At 69.9% G+C, this 15,038-nt stretch carries 18 protein-coding genes; 12 read left to right on the plus strand and 6 right to left on the minus strand.

The annotated features are described in order from the left end of the window. Positions 1 to 221: 221 nt before the first annotated feature. Positions 222 to 458: a hypothetical protein gene (locus ACFO0C_RS26110; protein WP_378069319.1), complete on the plus strand. Its 237-nt coding sequence runs from the start codon at positions 222 to 224 to the stop codon at positions 456 to 458. Positions 459 to 591: 133 nt separating this feature from the next. On the opposite strand, the gene ACFO0C_RS26115 is transcribed toward ACFO0C_RS26110, so the two are convergent. Next, positions 592 to 1,251 (minus strand): alpha/beta fold hydrolase, encoded by a 660-nt coding sequence (locus ACFO0C_RS26115; RefSeq protein ID WP_378069320.1) that lies wholly within the window; start codon positions 1,249 to 1,251, stop codon positions 592 to 594. Positions 1,252 to 1,403: 152 nt separating this feature from the next. On the opposite strand from ACFO0C_RS26115, the gene ACFO0C_RS26120 reads away from it, so the two are divergent. Together ACFO0C_RS26120 and ACFO0C_RS26125 are read left to right on the plus strand one after the other, a co-directional pair. Continuing rightward, positions 1,404 to 1,910, plus strand: coding sequence for a peptidoglycan-binding domain-containing protein (locus ACFO0C_RS26120; protein WP_378069321.1), 507 nt, complete (start codon positions 1,404 to 1,406; stop codon positions 1,908 to 1,910). Between the two features lie 102 nt (positions 1,911 to 2,012). Further along, complete coding sequence (locus tag ACFO0C_RS26125; protein ID WP_378069322.1) at positions 2,013 to 3,239, plus strand: tetratricopeptide repeat protein; 1,227 nt, start codon at positions 2,013 to 2,015, stop codon at positions 3,237 to 3,239. Here ACFO0C_RS26125 and ACFO0C_RS26130 read toward each other — a convergent pair. Then, positions 3,214 to 3,699: a hypothetical protein gene (locus tag ACFO0C_RS26130; RefSeq protein ID WP_378069323.1), complete on the minus strand. Its 486-nt coding sequence runs from the start codon at positions 3,697 to 3,699 to the stop codon at positions 3,214 to 3,216. The genes ACFO0C_RS26125 and ACFO0C_RS26130 overlap by 26 nt on opposite strands. Beyond that, the gene (locus ACFO0C_RS26135) at positions 3,690 to 4,424 is read right to left on the minus strand and encodes a class I SAM-dependent methyltransferase (protein WP_378069324.1); all 735 of its coding nucleotides are present in this window, start codon (positions 4,422 to 4,424) and stop codon (positions 3,690 to 3,692) included. The genes ACFO0C_RS26130 and ACFO0C_RS26135 overlap by 10 nt, the downstream gene beginning before the upstream one ends. A gap of 77 nt (positions 4,425 to 4,501) precedes the next feature. On the opposite strand from ACFO0C_RS26135, the gene ACFO0C_RS26140 reads away from it, so the two are divergent. From ACFO0C_RS26140 to ACFO0C_RS26150, 3 genes are read left to right on the plus strand one after another with little or no spacing between them, the layout of a single operon-like run. Beyond that, entirely contained in the window at positions 4,502 to 4,828 is a 327-nt protein-coding gene (locus ACFO0C_RS26140) for a PadR family transcriptional regulator (protein WP_378069325.1), read from the plus strand. Beyond that, the gene (locus ACFO0C_RS26145; RefSeq protein ID WP_378069326.1) at positions 4,825 to 5,181 is read left to right on the plus strand and encodes a DUF1048 domain-containing protein; all 357 of its coding nucleotides are present in this window, start codon (positions 4,825 to 4,827) and stop codon (positions 5,179 to 5,181) included. Before ACFO0C_RS26140 ends, ACFO0C_RS26145 begins: the two co-directional genes overlap by 4 nt. A gap of 1 nt (position 5,182) precedes the next feature. Then, positions 5,183 to 5,554 (plus strand): DUF1048 domain-containing protein, encoded by a 372-nt coding sequence (locus tag ACFO0C_RS26150; protein WP_378069327.1) that lies wholly within the window; start codon positions 5,183 to 5,185, stop codon positions 5,552 to 5,554. Here the strand turns inward: ACFO0C_RS26150 and ACFO0C_RS26155 are convergent. Continuing rightward, positions 5,481 to 5,897 carry a cytidine deaminase gene (locus ACFO0C_RS26155; RefSeq protein WP_378069328.1) on the minus strand — a complete coding sequence of 139 codons (417 nt, stop codon included), beginning with the start codon at positions 5,895 to 5,897 and terminating at the stop codon, positions 5,481 to 5,483. The genes ACFO0C_RS26150 and ACFO0C_RS26155 overlap by 74 nt on opposite strands. A gap of 95 nt (positions 5,898 to 5,992) precedes the next feature. Here ACFO0C_RS26155 and ACFO0C_RS26160 point away from each other — a divergent pair, with 95 nt between their 5' ends. The 3 genes from ACFO0C_RS26160 (at position 5,993) to ACFO0C_RS26170 (ending at position 8,615) form a co-directional block, all read left to right on the plus strand. Further along, a complete protein-coding gene (locus ACFO0C_RS26160; RefSeq protein ID WP_378069329.1) occupies positions 5,993 to 6,349 on the plus strand; it encodes a hypothetical protein in 357 nt (118 codons plus the stop codon). Next, positions 6,336 to 7,952, plus strand: coding sequence for a hypothetical protein (locus ACFO0C_RS26165; RefSeq protein WP_378069330.1), 1,617 nt, complete (start codon positions 6,336 to 6,338; stop codon positions 7,950 to 7,952). The genes ACFO0C_RS26160 and ACFO0C_RS26165 overlap by 14 nt, the downstream gene beginning before the upstream one ends. A 126-nt stretch (positions 7,953 to 8,078) precedes the next feature. After that, positions 8,079 to 8,615: a hypothetical protein gene (locus ACFO0C_RS26170; protein ID WP_378069331.1), complete on the plus strand. Its 537-nt coding sequence runs from the start codon at positions 8,079 to 8,081 to the stop codon at positions 8,613 to 8,615. Positions 8,616 to 8,703: 88 nt separating this feature from the next. Here ACFO0C_RS26170 and ACFO0C_RS26175 read toward each other — a convergent pair whose 3' ends face one another. After that, the gene (locus tag ACFO0C_RS26175) at positions 8,704 to 9,702 is read right to left on the minus strand and encodes a tyrosine-type recombinase/integrase (RefSeq protein WP_378069332.1); all 999 of its coding nucleotides are present in this window, start codon (positions 9,700 to 9,702) and stop codon (positions 8,704 to 8,706) included. 172 nt (positions 9,703 to 9,874) lie between these two features. Continuing rightward, on the minus strand, positions 9,875 to 12,154 hold the full coding sequence (locus tag ACFO0C_RS26180; protein ID WP_378069333.1) for a hypothetical protein: 2,280 nt from the start codon (positions 12,152 to 12,154) through the stop codon (positions 9,875 to 9,877). 54 nt (positions 12,155 to 12,208) lie between these two features. On the opposite strand from ACFO0C_RS26180, the gene ACFO0C_RS26185 reads away from it, so the two are divergent. The 3 genes from ACFO0C_RS26185 to ACFO0C_RS26195 all read left to right on the plus strand — a co-directional run bounded on the left by ACFO0C_RS26185 (position 12,209) and on the right by ACFO0C_RS26195 (position 14,934). Then, positions 12,209 to 12,604: an NUDIX hydrolase gene (locus ACFO0C_RS26185; RefSeq protein ID WP_378069334.1), complete on the plus strand. Its 396-nt coding sequence runs from the start codon at positions 12,209 to 12,211 to the stop codon at positions 12,602 to 12,604. A 156-nt stretch (positions 12,605 to 12,760) separates the two neighbouring features. Further along, positions 12,761 to 13,615, plus strand: coding sequence for a hypothetical protein (locus ACFO0C_RS26190; protein ID WP_378069335.1), 855 nt, complete (start codon positions 12,761 to 12,763; stop codon positions 13,613 to 13,615). A 41-nt stretch (positions 13,616 to 13,656) separates the two neighbouring features. Continuing rightward, complete coding sequence (locus ACFO0C_RS26195) at positions 13,657 to 14,934, plus strand: alpha,alpha-trehalose-phosphate synthase (UDP-forming) (RefSeq protein WP_378069909.1); 1,278 nt, start codon at positions 13,657 to 13,659, stop codon at positions 14,932 to 14,934. Positions 14,935 to 15,038 lie beyond the last annotated feature (104 nt).

Genomic DNA, 15,038 nt, shown 5'->3' on the forward strand with positions numbered 1-15,038 from the left:
CCGCCGGCACCCCGTCGTCGTGGGCCAGCCACACCCGCCAGCCGGGCAGTTCCAGCACCCGCGGCGGGAGCGCGGTCGCCCGTACCCAAGGCTGCAGTTGAGGGAACGGGAAACCGTCGACCATCACGCGCTCCGCAGCGGCCAGCGTGTCCGGGTCACGGACCTCGACCACCGGAAACGCCGCGGCCTTCAGGCCGCCCGGCCGGCGATTCATCACCGGCATGCACACCGACCGCGAGTTCGGGAACACCGGCTCCGCGTCCGGGCTGGTGAACACGTCCTCCACCACCACCCGGCTCTGCAACGCCATCCCGGCCACCTCCGCGACCGTGGCGGCGTCCGGCGGCCGGCGCAGGATCACCCGCGTCGAACCCGGCCGGTCCACCCGCAGCAGCCGCTCGTCGAGGCGGGCCGCGGGGAACAGCGCGGTCCACATGGCCGCCGCATTCCGCAGGTAGATCACGCCCGGCAGGGTAGCCGATCACGAGGCTGTGACGAGCCCGATAATCCGGTCGACATACCCCCGCGCTCCTGCGGCGCCGACGGAACCACCTGCGCAGGGCCCGATTCCGGGCCTCCTCCCGCCGATGGTCAGAGTGATGCTGCGCCGTGCCGCCGCAGAAATGGTCCGGCGGCGGCCAGGAAACCGTCCGGCCGATCGCGGTGCACGTCGTGCCCGGCAGCGATCGTGACCAGCCGGGCGTCCGGCATCCGCGCCGCCGACGCCGCCAGAAACTCCTGCCGCTGGTCGCTGCTGGCCCCGTCCACGATCAGCGTCGGCGCGCCGACCGTCGCCGTGTTCTCCCACCAGGCCGGGTCCGGGTCGGTCAGCTGCGCACGGATCGCGTTGATCACCGCGAAGTCGTAGGCTGTCGGCCCGTCCGGGGCCGGCAGCGGCGGCCGATGCAGATCACCGGGCCGCGGCACCGTCGCGTCCTCCAGCACCAGACACGACACCCGCCGCGGGGCGGCCTGCGCCACCAGCACCGCCACCACGGCACCCATCGAGTGCCCGACCAGCGCCGCCGACGTCAGTCCCATCGCGTCGAGGAAACCGAGCACGTCGTCGCGCATCAGCTCGAACGAGTAGTCGCCCGGCCGATCGCTGTCGCCGTGCCCCCGCAGGTCCAGGGCGAAGACGGTCGAGGCGGCGGCCAGCCCGTCCAGCACCGGGTCCCAGTCGCGGCCGCTGTCGCCGAGCCCGTGCAGCAGCAGCACCGGCGGCCCGTCACCGGCAACCCAGCCGGACACCGTCCACGACGATCGATCCACTCATCACCCGACCGTATCCCGCCCGCCACGCACCTTTTCGGGTGCCTGATTTCCACAAGGTTTGCCACAGATCCTTAACAGATCGATGGTTGACGATTGGCGCGGCTTGTTCCCGGCCCATGGAGGAGACCATGTTCCGCCGCTTCCCACGAACCCTGATCGCCATCATGATGACCGTGTCGGCCAGCGTCACCGGAGTCCTGGTGGCGTCGCCGGCCTCAGCCCACCCCGTGTCGTGGGGGTGGAGCGACAATCACACGCTCTGTACCGAAAGCTGGTGCGTCCGCAGCGGCAACGTCGTGCGGATGTGGCAGGCGATCCTGTGGGTCGACGGGTTCGACAACGGACAGGGCACCGCGTTCATCGACGGCGGGTACGGCGTCAACACCCACAACCAGACCTTCCAGTACCAGTACATCTACATCGGCGACAATCAGTCCGACGGCGAGGTCGGGCCGATCACCTGGGGCTTCGCGCAGACCTTCTGCGACGACTGGATCTCCGGCAGCTACACCTACTACACCTACTGCGGCCAGCCCAGCGGCACGCGCAGCATGCAGATGAGAGAGAACCGCAGCACCGGCGAATGGTCGTTCGTCAACCCCCGGACCGGAGCCTGGACCGGGACGAACCACTAGGCCTCTGCTCGGAATCCGGCCGAGGCCGACGAGCCTCGCCGCGGCGGGACACGGCCCCCGTCCCGCCGCGGCGACGGGCACCTGCGTATACCGTCGGCGGCCATGGATGCCGCCGACCTCGCCCACCGCGCCCGTACCCACGCCGGATGGGTGCCGCCCGACCTCGTCGACCTGCTCCTCGCGGGCGGCCACACCGGCGACGTCGCGCGGCTGGCCCGGCAGGGCGACTGGTTCTGCGCGCGGGCACTGGCCGACCCGGAGATCCTCGCACCGTATGCCGCCACCGGCTGGTGGCCGGCCACCGAGGCGATGGCCACCCTGCTGCAACGGCAGGGCCGCACCGGCGAGGCCGTCGCGATGGCCCGTTCCCACCCGGGCGCTGACCGGGCGTTCCTCGGCCGGCTGCTCGCCCGCGCCGGGCAGGCCGGCGACGCCTACGACCTGTTGCGCCCTGGGATCGATGACGCGTCCCTGGCAGCGGCGCTGGTCGACGTCGCCGCACCCGCCGGCCGCGACGAGGACACCGCCGCGCTGCTGACGGCCCGTATCGCGGCCGCCGTACGCCGCTGTGACCATCCCGGCTGTGACGACGTCGCCGTCACCCCGTTCAACGCGGTCGACCTGCTCGCCACGATCCGCGAACGGCAGGGACGCATCGACGAGGCGATCGCCCTGCTGCACACCCGGGAGATGACCTCGATCAACGACCGTGACCAGCTCGCCGACCTGCTGGCCCGCCACGGCCGCCTCGACGAACTACGGGCGTACGCGGCCGCTGACACCCTCGGGCACGGCGCGCGGGTCCTCGCCGGCCTGCTCGAGCAGCGCGGCGACATCGACGGGGCGATCGCCGTGTACCGGCAGCCGGGACTGTCCTGCGACGTCGAGCTCGCGGAACTCCTCGCCCGGCACGGCCACGTCGACGAGGCGACCGCGGTGCTGCGAGCGTTCGCCGCCCGCGGCGACGACTGGACGGTCGACGTCCTGTGCGGCCACTACCCCGAGAACGGGCGCGCCGCCGAAGGCCTGGCCTACCTCGACGGTCTCGGCGCCGACGACTGGGAGTACTTCCGGCTCCGGCTGCCGCTGCTGGCCGCCCTCGGCCGCCGGGACGAGGCGATCACGCTGGCCCAGGCACACCCCGAGGGCGGCACCTGGTATGCCGCCGGGGTCATCGCCGCGCTGCTGGCCGACGCCGGCCGCCCCGAGCAGGCCCTCGCGGTCCTGCGGCGGCACGACCTGCGCCACGACATGGCCCGCCTGCTGATCGGGCTCGGCCGGGTCCCGGCGGCCCTGAGCGTGCTCAGAGACGCGCCAGCCAGTCGCTGACCGCGGTGAAGTCGGCGGCGGTCAGCCCGGCCGCCGGGTCCACCCGGTGCAGCAGCGCCGGGCCGGGGTGGAAGTCCTGCACCCAGTGGCGGTCGACGTCGGTGAGTTCGTCGTCGAGCCACACGAACGGGCGGCCCCCGGCCCACGCCACCAGGCTCATCGTCTTCCAGTGCAGGCCCGCACCCGCCACCGGGTCCTCCTCCGGGAACGCGACCACCGGCAGCACCGGCAGGCCCAGCCGCGGGGCGAGCAGCTCGTTCGCCGTGTCCATCCACGTCGTCGCCCAGGTCAGTTCCCCGTCGAGGGCCAGCAGCCGGCCGCCGTCGGCCGGGTCGAGCCGGTGGATCAGCGGATGCCCGGACGGGTCCGGCGGCGGTGTCCCCTCGGGAGTCCCGGGACGGGCCCGCAACGGGATCAACGGGCCGTCGACGTCCAGGAAGATCAGCGGCCTCACGCCCATCGGGCCCGCCAGCCGCACGTCAGCATCGGCAGCGTGAACTCACCGTCGGCCGTCTCCGGCTGCGCGGCGAGGAAGTCACGGATCCGGTCGAGCGTGGCGGTGCGCTCCGGCTCCGGCAGCACCAGCAGCCCCGCCCGGGTGGCCAGGGTCGCGACCAGCGAATCCGCCGTCCGGCGCTGCCCGTGCGCGAACTCGGCCCGCTCCGCGGCCGGCCCCAGCAGACCGTGCGTCGCCGCGCGCCACGCCGCCGGGGTGTCGCGGGGGCCGACCACCTCGGCGCCGGCGACCCGGGCCAGGCCGGCCACCCAGCCGACAGAATCGTCCAGCACGTTCCACAGCCCCGCCAGCACCCCGCCCGGCGTCAGCACCCGCGCGATCTCCGGCCCGGCCACGGCCATGTCGAACCAGTGCAGAGCGTTACCGGCGATGACCGCATCCACCGACGCGTCCGGCAACGGTATCGACTCGGCACTGCCACTCAGAGCGTTGACCTGCGGCAGCGTGCGGCGCAGCTCGGCCAGCATCGCCGGGTCCGGTTCGACGGCCGTCACGTCGGCGCCGGCGGCCAGCAGCGCGGCGGTGAGTTTGCCGGTCCCGGCGCCGAGATCCAGCACCCGGGCACCGGGGGCCGTCGCGAACACCCATCGGGCCGCGGCCTGCGCGTAGTCGGGGCGGTGCTCGGCGTACGCGGAAGCCGCCGAGCCGAACGAGTGACGAAGCTGCATGCCTGAACCCTACCGACCACCGCTATCCGGTAGTACCGTATAGCGGTACCTAGTGGTACCGGATACCAGGGGAGCTGATGGAAGACCTGACGGAAATGCTCAAAGGCACCCTCGAAGGCTGCGTCCTGGAGATCATCGCCGGCCAGGAGACCTACGGCTACGCCATCACCCGGCGGCTCAACGACCTCGGCTTCACCGACGTCATCGACGGCACCGTCTACACCATCCTGCTGCGTCTGGAACGCCACGGACTCGTGCACGTCACCAAACGGCCCTCCGACGTCGGGCCACCGCGCAAGTTCTACGCGCTCAACGATGCCGGACGCCGCGAGCTCGCCACCTTCTGGGCCAAATGGGACTACGTCTCGACCCGCATCGACGCACTCAAGGACGGTGGACGATGAACTTCTGGGACACCATCACCGGCAACGACATGACCCGGGAGTGGAAGGCGTTCGAGACCCGGGCCCGCAGACTTCCGGGCGATCACCACGATGCCTGGACACAGATCCAGAGCAACCTTCATCCGTACGCCGGATTCACCGGCCGCAATCTGATGCCGATCCTCGACGCCGCACTGACGCTGCTGGAAGAAGCCGCCGCCGACGGGCAGAGCGCGGCCGACGTCCTCGGCGACGACATCCCCGGCTTCTGCCGGGCACTGGCCGGCGGCGAGGGTGCCCGCACCTACCGCGACCGGTGGCGCGAGCAACTCAACAACAACGTCGCCCGCAAACTGGGCCGGCTGGGAGGCTGACGTGAGCATCCGGGACATCATCGAAGGCAAGCGGCAGTGGCGGGCCCACGTCGCGAGAGTCAAAGCGCTGCCGCCCGACTACCGGATCGTCTACACCGAGATCCAGAAGTACCTGTTCAAGGTCGGGCCGGTCGACCTGCTCGACGGGCGGCTGCTCGCCGAGATCGTCGACTTCTTCGAGCAGGGCGCCGCCGACGGCAGGAACATCCTGGAGCTCATCGGCAGTGACGTGGCAGCCTTCGCTGATGGGCTGATCAGCGACGTCCGTACCCATGCCGAGGTTCTGCAGGAATCCGTCGTCAGTGAGCGTCCTGGTAGGTCTGCAGGGTCCGCGGACCGAACGCGTCCGGAAGGACCTCGTCGATCGTCTTGATCCCGCTGAGCGTGTCGAGCAGCATGCCCGGCGCGGAGTGCTCGTAGAGCAGCTGACGGCACCGGCCGCACGGCATCAGCGTGTTGCCGTCGCCGTCCACGCAGGCGAACGCGACGAGTTTCCCGCCACCGGTCATGATCAGGTTCGACACCAGCGAGCACTCGGCGCACAGGCCGAGGCCGTAGGAGGCGTTCTCGACATTCGCCCCGGTGACGAACCGGCCGTCGTCGACCAGAGCCGCCACGCCCACCGGAAACTTCGAATACGGGGCGTACGCCTTGGTCATCGCCTCGTTGGCCAGGGAACGCAGCGTCTCCCAGGTCTCGGCAGAAGTCTCGGTCATGATGTGAATCCCCCTCACTGTTGCCGGAAGATTGTCCCAAGCCGCCATCCGCCCCTGCTCAGTGGGCCCTACGGCCGAGCCCTGATACTGGCGGGGTGGGGGATGGATGGACTCATGTCGGGCGGCTGTGGACCAACGGCGAGCAGTTCCTCGCCATCGACAGTGCCGGGCGCAGTGACTGGCGGGGACACAGCGACGACGAGTTCGCCGTCTTCACCGCTGCCGCCGACGGTGACGGCGAGTTCGCGAGCCCGTTGCGCCCGGCACAGCCCGGTCCCGTGCCGGCCGAACACGGGCCGCCGACACGCGACCCCGACCCCGGACTGCTGATCAGAACCGACGGCGTGGTGGCCTACCGGTTGAAGGTCCGCTGGTACACCCGCCTTGACGACGACAGTTGTTTCGCGCGCTGGCTGCTCGTACCGGAAGAGGGACAAAATGATCGGTGGTGAAATCCGGGTCGACCGGGTGCTCGGCGCCGGAGCGTTCCGCGAGATCGGCCGGCCCCGGGCCGCCGCCATCTGCGCCGAGCGGGCCCTCATCGCGGTCGGCGGCGCCCACACGCACCCCCAATGGCACGGCCGCGACGTCTCCAGCCGAGCCCGGGGCGTCGCCCACCGGCCGCGGCGCGGCTGGTATCCCACCGCCGTGTACCGCACCGGCGACCTGCACTGCCTGCTGTACGTGACCACCGTCTGGCCGGCCAACGCCCTCGCGTTCCACCCCACGCTGCCGTTACTGGCGATCGGCACCGGCTCGTACGACGGCGGTTACCTCTACGAAGGGGAACTGCTCCTGCTCAACCTGACCACCGGCGACAGTGTGTCGCTGCTGGCCGACGCCCGCGAGATCCGCGGGGTCACCTGGCGCGACCCGCACACCCTCGACCTGCTGCTGGCCATCGCCTGCGACGACGACGAGGAACATTTCGGCACCACCACCGTGACCTGCTCGGTGCACCGCGACGACTGGCAGCAGGCCACCCCCGGGATGCTGCGGCCGCCCTTCGACGAACGACCCCACCCGGACCACGCACCGGCCGGCCCCGCCGCCGCGGCCGCCGTCCTGGAAGAACTCAGCACCGCCTGGACACCACGCGCCGCCGTCTGGGCGGTCGCGACCCTCACCGACGGCCGGATCCTGGCCGCTTCCGAGGACGGCGACGTGCAGTGCTGGACACCCGATTCGGACACTCCCGTCTGGCGGACCCCGACCGGCGGCGGCGCCTACCAGTTGCGCACCACGCCGGGCGAACAGCAGGCGCTGGTGCTGGTCCAGCCCCGCCGCGAGTACAGCAACGGGTGGTGGCGCACGCCGCCGGGTGCCGTCCTCGACGTCGACCCCGGCGACGGCAGCGTCCGCGCCACCCACCGCACCGACGCTCCCGCCGTCCTGGTGGGCCGGTCCGACGGGCGATGGGCGCTACGCGACACCGACCACACCGCCACCGGGACGACAGCCGGGCAGGTCCGGCTCAACCCCACCATGGTCCCGCTGGGCGGCTACGACCTGTTCAACCATTACTTCGACATCCGGTACGCCCCGGACCTGCTGTTCCTCCAGGGCCGACCCGGCAAGCCCTCGAAAGACAAGGCGGTCGTCGCCGTCGACACCCCCGGCGGGCAGGTGCGCCGGCTGTTCGCCCTGGAATGGGACACCACCCGTGGCGGGCACCTGTTCGGCGGATGCGGCGCCTACATCGACGACCGGGACGGGCCGGCGATCGTGTATTCCGGCGCCGTCCACGACGGCCGGGGCCTGCTGCCCGGCAACGCGTTCGTGGTCCGGCGCGCCTACCCTTCCGGCGAACCACAGTGGGTGTTCACCGCCGACGCCCAGGTCACCGCCGTCGACGTCGACGCGGAGAACGTCTACGTCGCCTACAACAACGGTGAGCTGGTGACCCTGCGCGCCACCGACGGCACGGTCCGCGCCCGGCAGCTGCTGCACGTCGGCGGGCATCCGGTCGTGCCGCTCGCGCTGGCACGCCACGGCGCCGACCGCCTCGCGATCGGGACTCTCGACGGCCGGGTACTCGACTGTGTGATCGGCTGACAGGTCACATCACTCGTTACGGGTCGGCTGAAGCAGGCCTCAGCGGAGCCGGGTATGGCGACGGGCCCACCCGAGCGACCACCGTATGTGACACAACGACGCTATTTGCATCGACAAAGGGCCGTAATGGGCTTCTGGGGCTTGAGTCCGTTTCCGCAGGCGGCGTTAGCTGGCAGGAGAGGCCGGCCGCCGATCCAGGGCAGCCGGCGCGAACCTGTGGGGAGTCTGATGTACCAGTTCAAGCGCGGCCACGGACGTCTGTCGTCAGTGGCACTGTGCACGATCGCGGCCACCGTGTTCGCCGGCGCTCCGGCGCAGGCTGCCGTCCGCGGCGGGCTCGACCAGAGTTGGGGTACGGCGAGCGTCGAGGCCAACCGCACGATCCGCGTGATCGCGTCGTGGGATGTCGCGATGTCGGTGACCCTGCGCGACAAGGTCGCCGACAACAAGTGCGTCTACATCGAATACAAGATCATCACAACGCGCGGTACGGACGCCGACAGCACCCTGGCGACGGCATGCAACCGGGAGACCGTGAGCCGGTCGACGGTGCGCAACGTGGGCGGCCGGATGGGGATGGCCACGCCGCAGGCTGTCGAGTTCAAGATGTGCAAGGCGGTGTGGGGCGTGGACCCCTGCCAGAAAACCACCGTCCGATTCTGAGAACCGTCCCCGGAGCGGGCAGCCGGAACATCCGGGCCGCTCCGCTCCGGGGCGGCGAAATCTCAGGAGAATCGTTCTGACAGAACCGTCAGGTGCCGGACCCGGTGTCGCCGAAGCGTCCCGCCAGCAGGTAGGCGCCGTGGTTGTCGAGCTGGTCGCGGCGACGGTCGTAGCGGCGGGTGGTGCGCGGGTCGGCGTGGCCGGCGAAGTCCTGGGCCCGGCGCAGGTCGCCGCCGGTGGCGTCGAGGATCTCGGTGATCGCGGTGTGCCGCAGCGAGTGCGGGCTCAGCGCGTCCGCTGAGGCCAGGCCGGCCCGGCGGGCCAGGCGGCGGATCAGCCGGTACACATACAGCTCGTAGATCGGCAGGCCGGACGGTGCCACGAACAGCGGCCCCCCGGCCGGATTGCCGCGCTCGGTCAGCATCTCGTCGATCGCGTGGGCCAGCACCGGTGGCAGCGGGACACGCCGGCGGCGGCCGCCCTTGACGGTCAGGTTGAGCACCCGGTGGCCGCGGTCGACGCGCAGATCCTCGATCCGGGCGTCGATCGCCGAGCCGACACGGAGCCCCGCGACCAGCAGCAACAGGATCACAGCGTGGCTGGTCAACGAGTCGGCGCGGGCCTGCGCGAGCAGCCGGTCGGCTTCCGGACGGTCCAGGCCGACGGTGTTGCTGTCGTCGGGGTCGATGCGGGGGCGGGCCGCGGCCTGCGCCGGGTTGTGGCTGATCAACGGCTCCGGGTCGGCGGCGGTGTTGACGAGCAGGTAGTCATACCAGGATGCGACGGCCGACAGGCGCCGGGCGATCGTGGACTCGGCGGCCGGTCTGCCGCGCGCGCCGGTCGCGCGTTGCTCGACGATCCACGCGTCGAGGTCGGCGGCCCGGGCGGTCAGCGGGTTACGGCCGGTGGCCGCGCACCAGTCACCCCACTGCCACAGATCGCGCCGGTAGGCGGTGCGGGTGTGCGCGGACCGCTGCCGGCTGAGCCACATGGTCGTCAGCTCCGCCAGCCGGGTCGGTCCGGGCGTAGCGAACGCCGGCAGGGGGACCGCGTCGACCACGACGAGCTCGTGTCCTTCTTCCGTCACGCCCCGAATCCTACCTGAAGGATAACGGTCATTATCTTACGCACCTGAGTGGACGATCCCCGTGGCGCACGACGCCTGCCAGGTTTATTGGATTGCCGGTAACAGTAATTCGATAATTCAGGCATGCTGTCTCCGGCTCTTGTGGACCCCGGTTACACCGAACCCTGTGCGGTCACCCGGCTCGGCCGAGCCGGGTGAAGGACACGGCGAAGACGGTCGAGGCGATCCAGCCGAGGATCGTGCAGAGATTCAACAACCACTCCAGCAGTACGCCGTCCCGCTCCGCCACCGGATACCACGTCGACCGCTGGTGCAGGTCGATCAGCGGGACCACCGTGTCCACGGCGTAGAAGAACGGGCTCAGGCAGCGCACCTTGCCGTCGCCGCATGCGCCCGGCGGCAGATGCTCGTCCGGCAGCGGCCTCGCCCCGGCCGGGCTGAACACCAGCGCGTTCTGATCGGTCGCCCGCATCTGCGCCTGCACACCGGGCAGGCTCAGACCGGCGGTCACCGCCGCGATCAGCACCACCAGCAGATACAGCGCCCGCTGCGGCCGGAACCCGTACCGCACGGTGACGTCCTGGAGCACGTCGAAGAACCGCCGCCGCCCCGTCCGCAGTCTGCGGGCCCGCCGGCGCTGCGCCACCAGCACCGTCTCCGCGCCGTCGACGTCACCGGCCGTACGCAGCACCGCCGCCAGATGCTCCCACGCCCGCGGGTCGTATCTGGTCATCCGGGACAGCCAGGCGATCCGGGCATCGGGGTCCCACACCGCCTCGCCGTGCCATTCGACCGCCTCGAACCGCTCGTAGGCGAAACCACCGACGTACGAGTCGGCGGGCCAGTCCTGCACCGGCCGGTCGGCCAGGTACGACGTGCCGGCCCCCGTGAAGTTGACCGCCCCGGCAACGACCTGCCAGCCGAGGTTCACCCCGCCCCGGATGACCGCCGAGGTCGCGTCGAACGCCGTCCCGTGCACACTAGGCACACCGTCGTCCCGCCAGGTCAGCGTCGCGCCGTCGGCACGCAGCCGGCCGCCGATGACAGCCCGGATCAGCACCACCAGCCCGATCGACCGGAACCCACCGCACAGCCGCACATTGCCGGTCACCTGGGCCATGTGCAGGCTCACCGTCGGCCCGCCCGGGTTGCTGACGAACGCGTTCTCGGCGTCGAGGACACCACTGATCGAGGCGCCCCGGAAGGCGAGCGCGCCACCCACCGCGGACAGGCCTCGCACCTGCACATCACCGGCGACGGTGACGTTCACCGCGGACACACAGCGCCGGCGGCGAGGTTTCGCGAACGTTGTCTGCTCCAGCCGGAGCGGCCCGTTGATGCGGGCACCGCCGAGGCGCATCGTGCCCTCGATCGAGACGCCGCTCGCGTCCAGGAGGCCACCCAGCACGGCCTGGTTGAGGTCGAGTGCGGTGTCCTCCGCGTTCCACAGCGCCCCGGCCAGTTTCAGGCCACCGTCGAGCTGGGCACCGGGAAGCACGATCCCACCGCGGATCACGGTGTCGCCCTCGACCCGGAACATCCCGCGCACGGCCAGCCGCGGAGCCAGCAGAGCAGCCCGTTCGGTGTCGGACTCGACGTTGTAGAAGCGCAGGCCACTGCCGGCCGGTGGGGCGGTCAGGTCGGCATTGCGGATCAGTACCGCACCCTGGATCGTCGCATGGCCCATCTCGATCCTGCCGCCGACCCGGCAGCGTCGCCCGATCGTCGGGGAGTTCAGCAGGAACACGCTGCCACCGATGGTGGCTTCGGCGAGGTCCAGCGCGCGCCCGTCGGCCGGAGTGAGATCGGCTCCCGTCACGTCGAGCGAGCCGCCCAGGCGCATCGCCAGCATCCGCAACTCGCCCGTGGCCCGGAAACCCTCGACCAGCCTGATGTTGCCGGCCACCCGGATCCGGTCGGCGTGTATGGCGCAGCCCTCCGGGGCAAGGATGTGCGTTCCGTTCGCCACGAGGCTGCCGCCGATGTCGGCGTCGCTGAGCCAGATGCTCGCCGGGCGGTCGGTGGCGGCCTTCGTCGTAACAGCCCTGTTGATCACCATGCCGGACAGGATCAGGTTCTTGTCGATCCGGGCTCCCGAAGCGACCAGACCGGGCAGGACCCGGGGCCGGACCGCCGACGCATCACCGGTGATCACCAGTTCGTGCAGCCGGGCACCCTGCACGTTGACCGGGTCGGTGAAGTCGCACGACTCGAAGTGGACCGGGACCGGCACCACGCAGGTCCGTAGATCGAGTGCACCGGTGATCCGCACGTCGCGCAGCCGCAGACCGAACGGATCGGCCTCGCCGGAGGCCATCAGGGCCGCCCGTACCTGGACGGCGTCGACCGCGGCGTCCCCGCAGTCCAGGCCCCTCCGGGACCGTGACGCGGCGAGCAACTGTGCGACGAAGTCGTCGTCCGGTCGTAGTGACACCCATCCGGAACCGGCCATGCGTACACACTAGGAAAGCGGTCCCGTGACGGCCGCCCGGAGTGGGAGGTTCGCGTGATCGACAAGGTGGCCTGGATTCGGGTGGAGGGTGGGGCGATCCTCAGTACCCGGTCGGTGGGGCGGGACGTGTTCTATCTGCCGGGCGGCAAGCGGGAGCCGGGGGAGAGTGACGTCGACACGCTGGTGCGCGAGATCCGGGAAGAGCTCAGTGTTGCGATCGACGCCGGCAGTGCGGTGCCGGTGGGGGTGTTCGAGGACCAGGCGCACGGGCATCCGGCGGGCACGATCGTGCGGATGAGCTGCTACGGGGCCGACTACCGGGGTGAGTTGCGGGCGGACAACGAGATCGAGGAGGTGGTCTGGCTGACGTATGCGGACCGGGAACGGGTGTCGGCGGTGGACCGGCTGGTCTTCGACGCGTTGTTCCGGGACGGGCGGCTGCAACCCTGATCGGATCTCGGTGGGGAGCGGCTGTTGCAATAGGGCGAACGGCCGTCTGATGCAGGACAGCCGGATAAGGATCGATCGCTGGTTCTGGAATTCCAGAGACCTGTCGATCTAGATAGCATGGCTTCCAGGCTGAGAGGCAAGGAGCCAGATCCGTCTATGTCCACAGAGATCGCGACCTCCATTCTGGCGAACGTCCTGACTACCGTCCTCTATGTCGCGATCGCTGCAGTCGCCCTGATGGCGACAATCGTCTCCAACAAGCGGCGGCTGCTGATGCTATTCGGGGTTAATGGCAGGTCAGCATCGATCAACATCTATCTTTCCCGGTTGATCGTGAAGGCTGGCGCCATCGAGACCGTCGAGCCGGTGACCAAAGGTTACGAGGGTCCGGTCATATTCCGGCTGGAGCACATGGGCGCGCAGGGAATCGCTGATCTGTTCCGGTCGAAGTTCCTGGCGAAGACCCCGGCCCGGTTACGCGAGTGGCTCAGCCATCGCTCGCCGGAGCTGTCCGAGGTGCGTGTCCTGATCGACACCAGCCCGGAGAGTATGGACAACCTTGACACCTCAACGATGGTCATGATCGGCAGCGGTGTTTACAACAGCCTGACCAAGTACTACCTGGACGACCATCCCGACTCGTTCTTCAGGTTCGAGAAGCAGCCCGACGGCAACCGCGCCGTCCAAGTCCGGCGCGGGCCGCGTAAGCACCAGTTGCTGCGCGGGCGCGGCCGAGATGCCGAGGACCGAGAGTTGGCGATCGTTCAACGGTTGGTGGACCGCGAAACCGGTCGCACGGCTATAGTTTGCGCTGGAATGAGTACTAGTTCCAGCTACGGTGCCGCGCGGTATCTCGTCCAGGACTGGCAGCGGCTCGCAAAGCGCAGCATGGGCGGTGAGTTCGGGGTGGTGCTGTCCTTTCCCCACCAGATCAATGACGTGCAGCGGACCGACCTGGTCGTCGAGCCCACCGTGCTGGACGAGATGTTCGGCGGCGGACCCGGGCGATGAGCTTCGGTAAGCCGGGCCCGATCGTGATCGTGTCCAACCGGATGCCCGATCTCGGATCCGGTGGTCCGCTCGCGGCCAGCGGACTAGTCACGACACTCCGACCACTCGCCGCCGGGGATCATGTTCAATGGGTGGGTTGGGCCGGACTCGGTCAGGCTCCGCATCGGCTGCCTGCCAGGCTGACCGACGTCGAGCTGGATCCGGTCGTCGCCCGACGGTATTACGACGGATACAGTAACGCCACCCTGTGGCCCACCTATCACGACAACGTCTTCGAGCCACGCTTCGAAGATCTCTGGTGGCCTGCCTATGTCAGCGCCAACCAGGAGTTCGCCCGCCGGACGGCTGCCGTTGCCCCCCGGGGTGCCACCGTGTGTGTCAACGACTATCACCTACAGTTGGTTCCCCGAATACTCAAGGATCTGCGGCCTGACCTGCGGATCGTCTTCTTCCTGCACACCGCCGTGCCGTCCCGGTCGATCTTCAACCGACTGCCGACTGCGGACGAGATCCTCCGAGGGATCGTGGGTGCCGATGTGATAGGCGTGCAGACGAATGCCGGGGCCGAGGCGATGGCCCGGTTGTTCTATGGATCGACGGCGAAGGACCTCGATGTGTACGCCGCCGTCAGCCGCATCCGGGCTGTCCCGGCTCAAGTGGACTTCACCGCGATCAGCGACGAGGCCCAGTCCGGCCGGACCACAGCGCTGGCCCACCGTGTCCGAGACCTCCTCGCGCCGGGGCGACGGATCGTGCTCGCCATCGAACGGATCGACCCGGTCAAAGGCGTGGAGCAGCACCTGCGCGCATACCGGGAACTGATCAGGGACGGCAGCCTGGATCCGAGGCGGACTGTACTTGTCCAGGTCGGCGTACCGAGCCGTCGGCAGGTCCCTGAGTACCAGGCCCTTTCCGATCGGGTCCGCCAGTCGGTGGCCGAGATCAACGCGGAGGCCGGTATCCGGACCGCGATCCTGATCGATCGAGCTGTCGCCCCCGCCACCTTGATCGCGTTGTACCGGGCCGCCGACGTGATGGCGGTGACGTCGTTGAACGACGGCATGAACCTGGTGGCGAAGGAGTATGTGGCTGCCCGTGCTGACGGCGACGGCAGCCTGGTTCTCAGTAGGTTCGCCGGCGCGGCGGAGGAACTCGGCGATGCACTGCTGGTCAACCCGTTCAGTGTCTCAGCCATCAAGGCCGCCCTGCTCACCGGGTTCGACGCGCCGCCTGCCGAGCGACGCCGGCGGATGTCCGGGTTGCGGGAAGCGCTGGCCGGGAAGAGCCCGCGGACGTGGGCCGACAGACTCCTCAGCTGAAGCGGGGAACTCGGGGCCAGCAAGGTAGGCGGCGGCCGATCTCCGACCGAGGTTGAACGGGGAAGGGTGTCGGCGGTGGACCGGCTGGTCTTCGACGTGTTGTT

The sequence above is a fragment of the Actinoplanes subglobosus genome (genome assembly GCF_042650585.1).
Lineage (GTDB): Bacteria > Actinomycetota > Actinomycetes > Mycobacteriales > Micromonosporaceae > Actinoplanes > Actinoplanes subglobosus.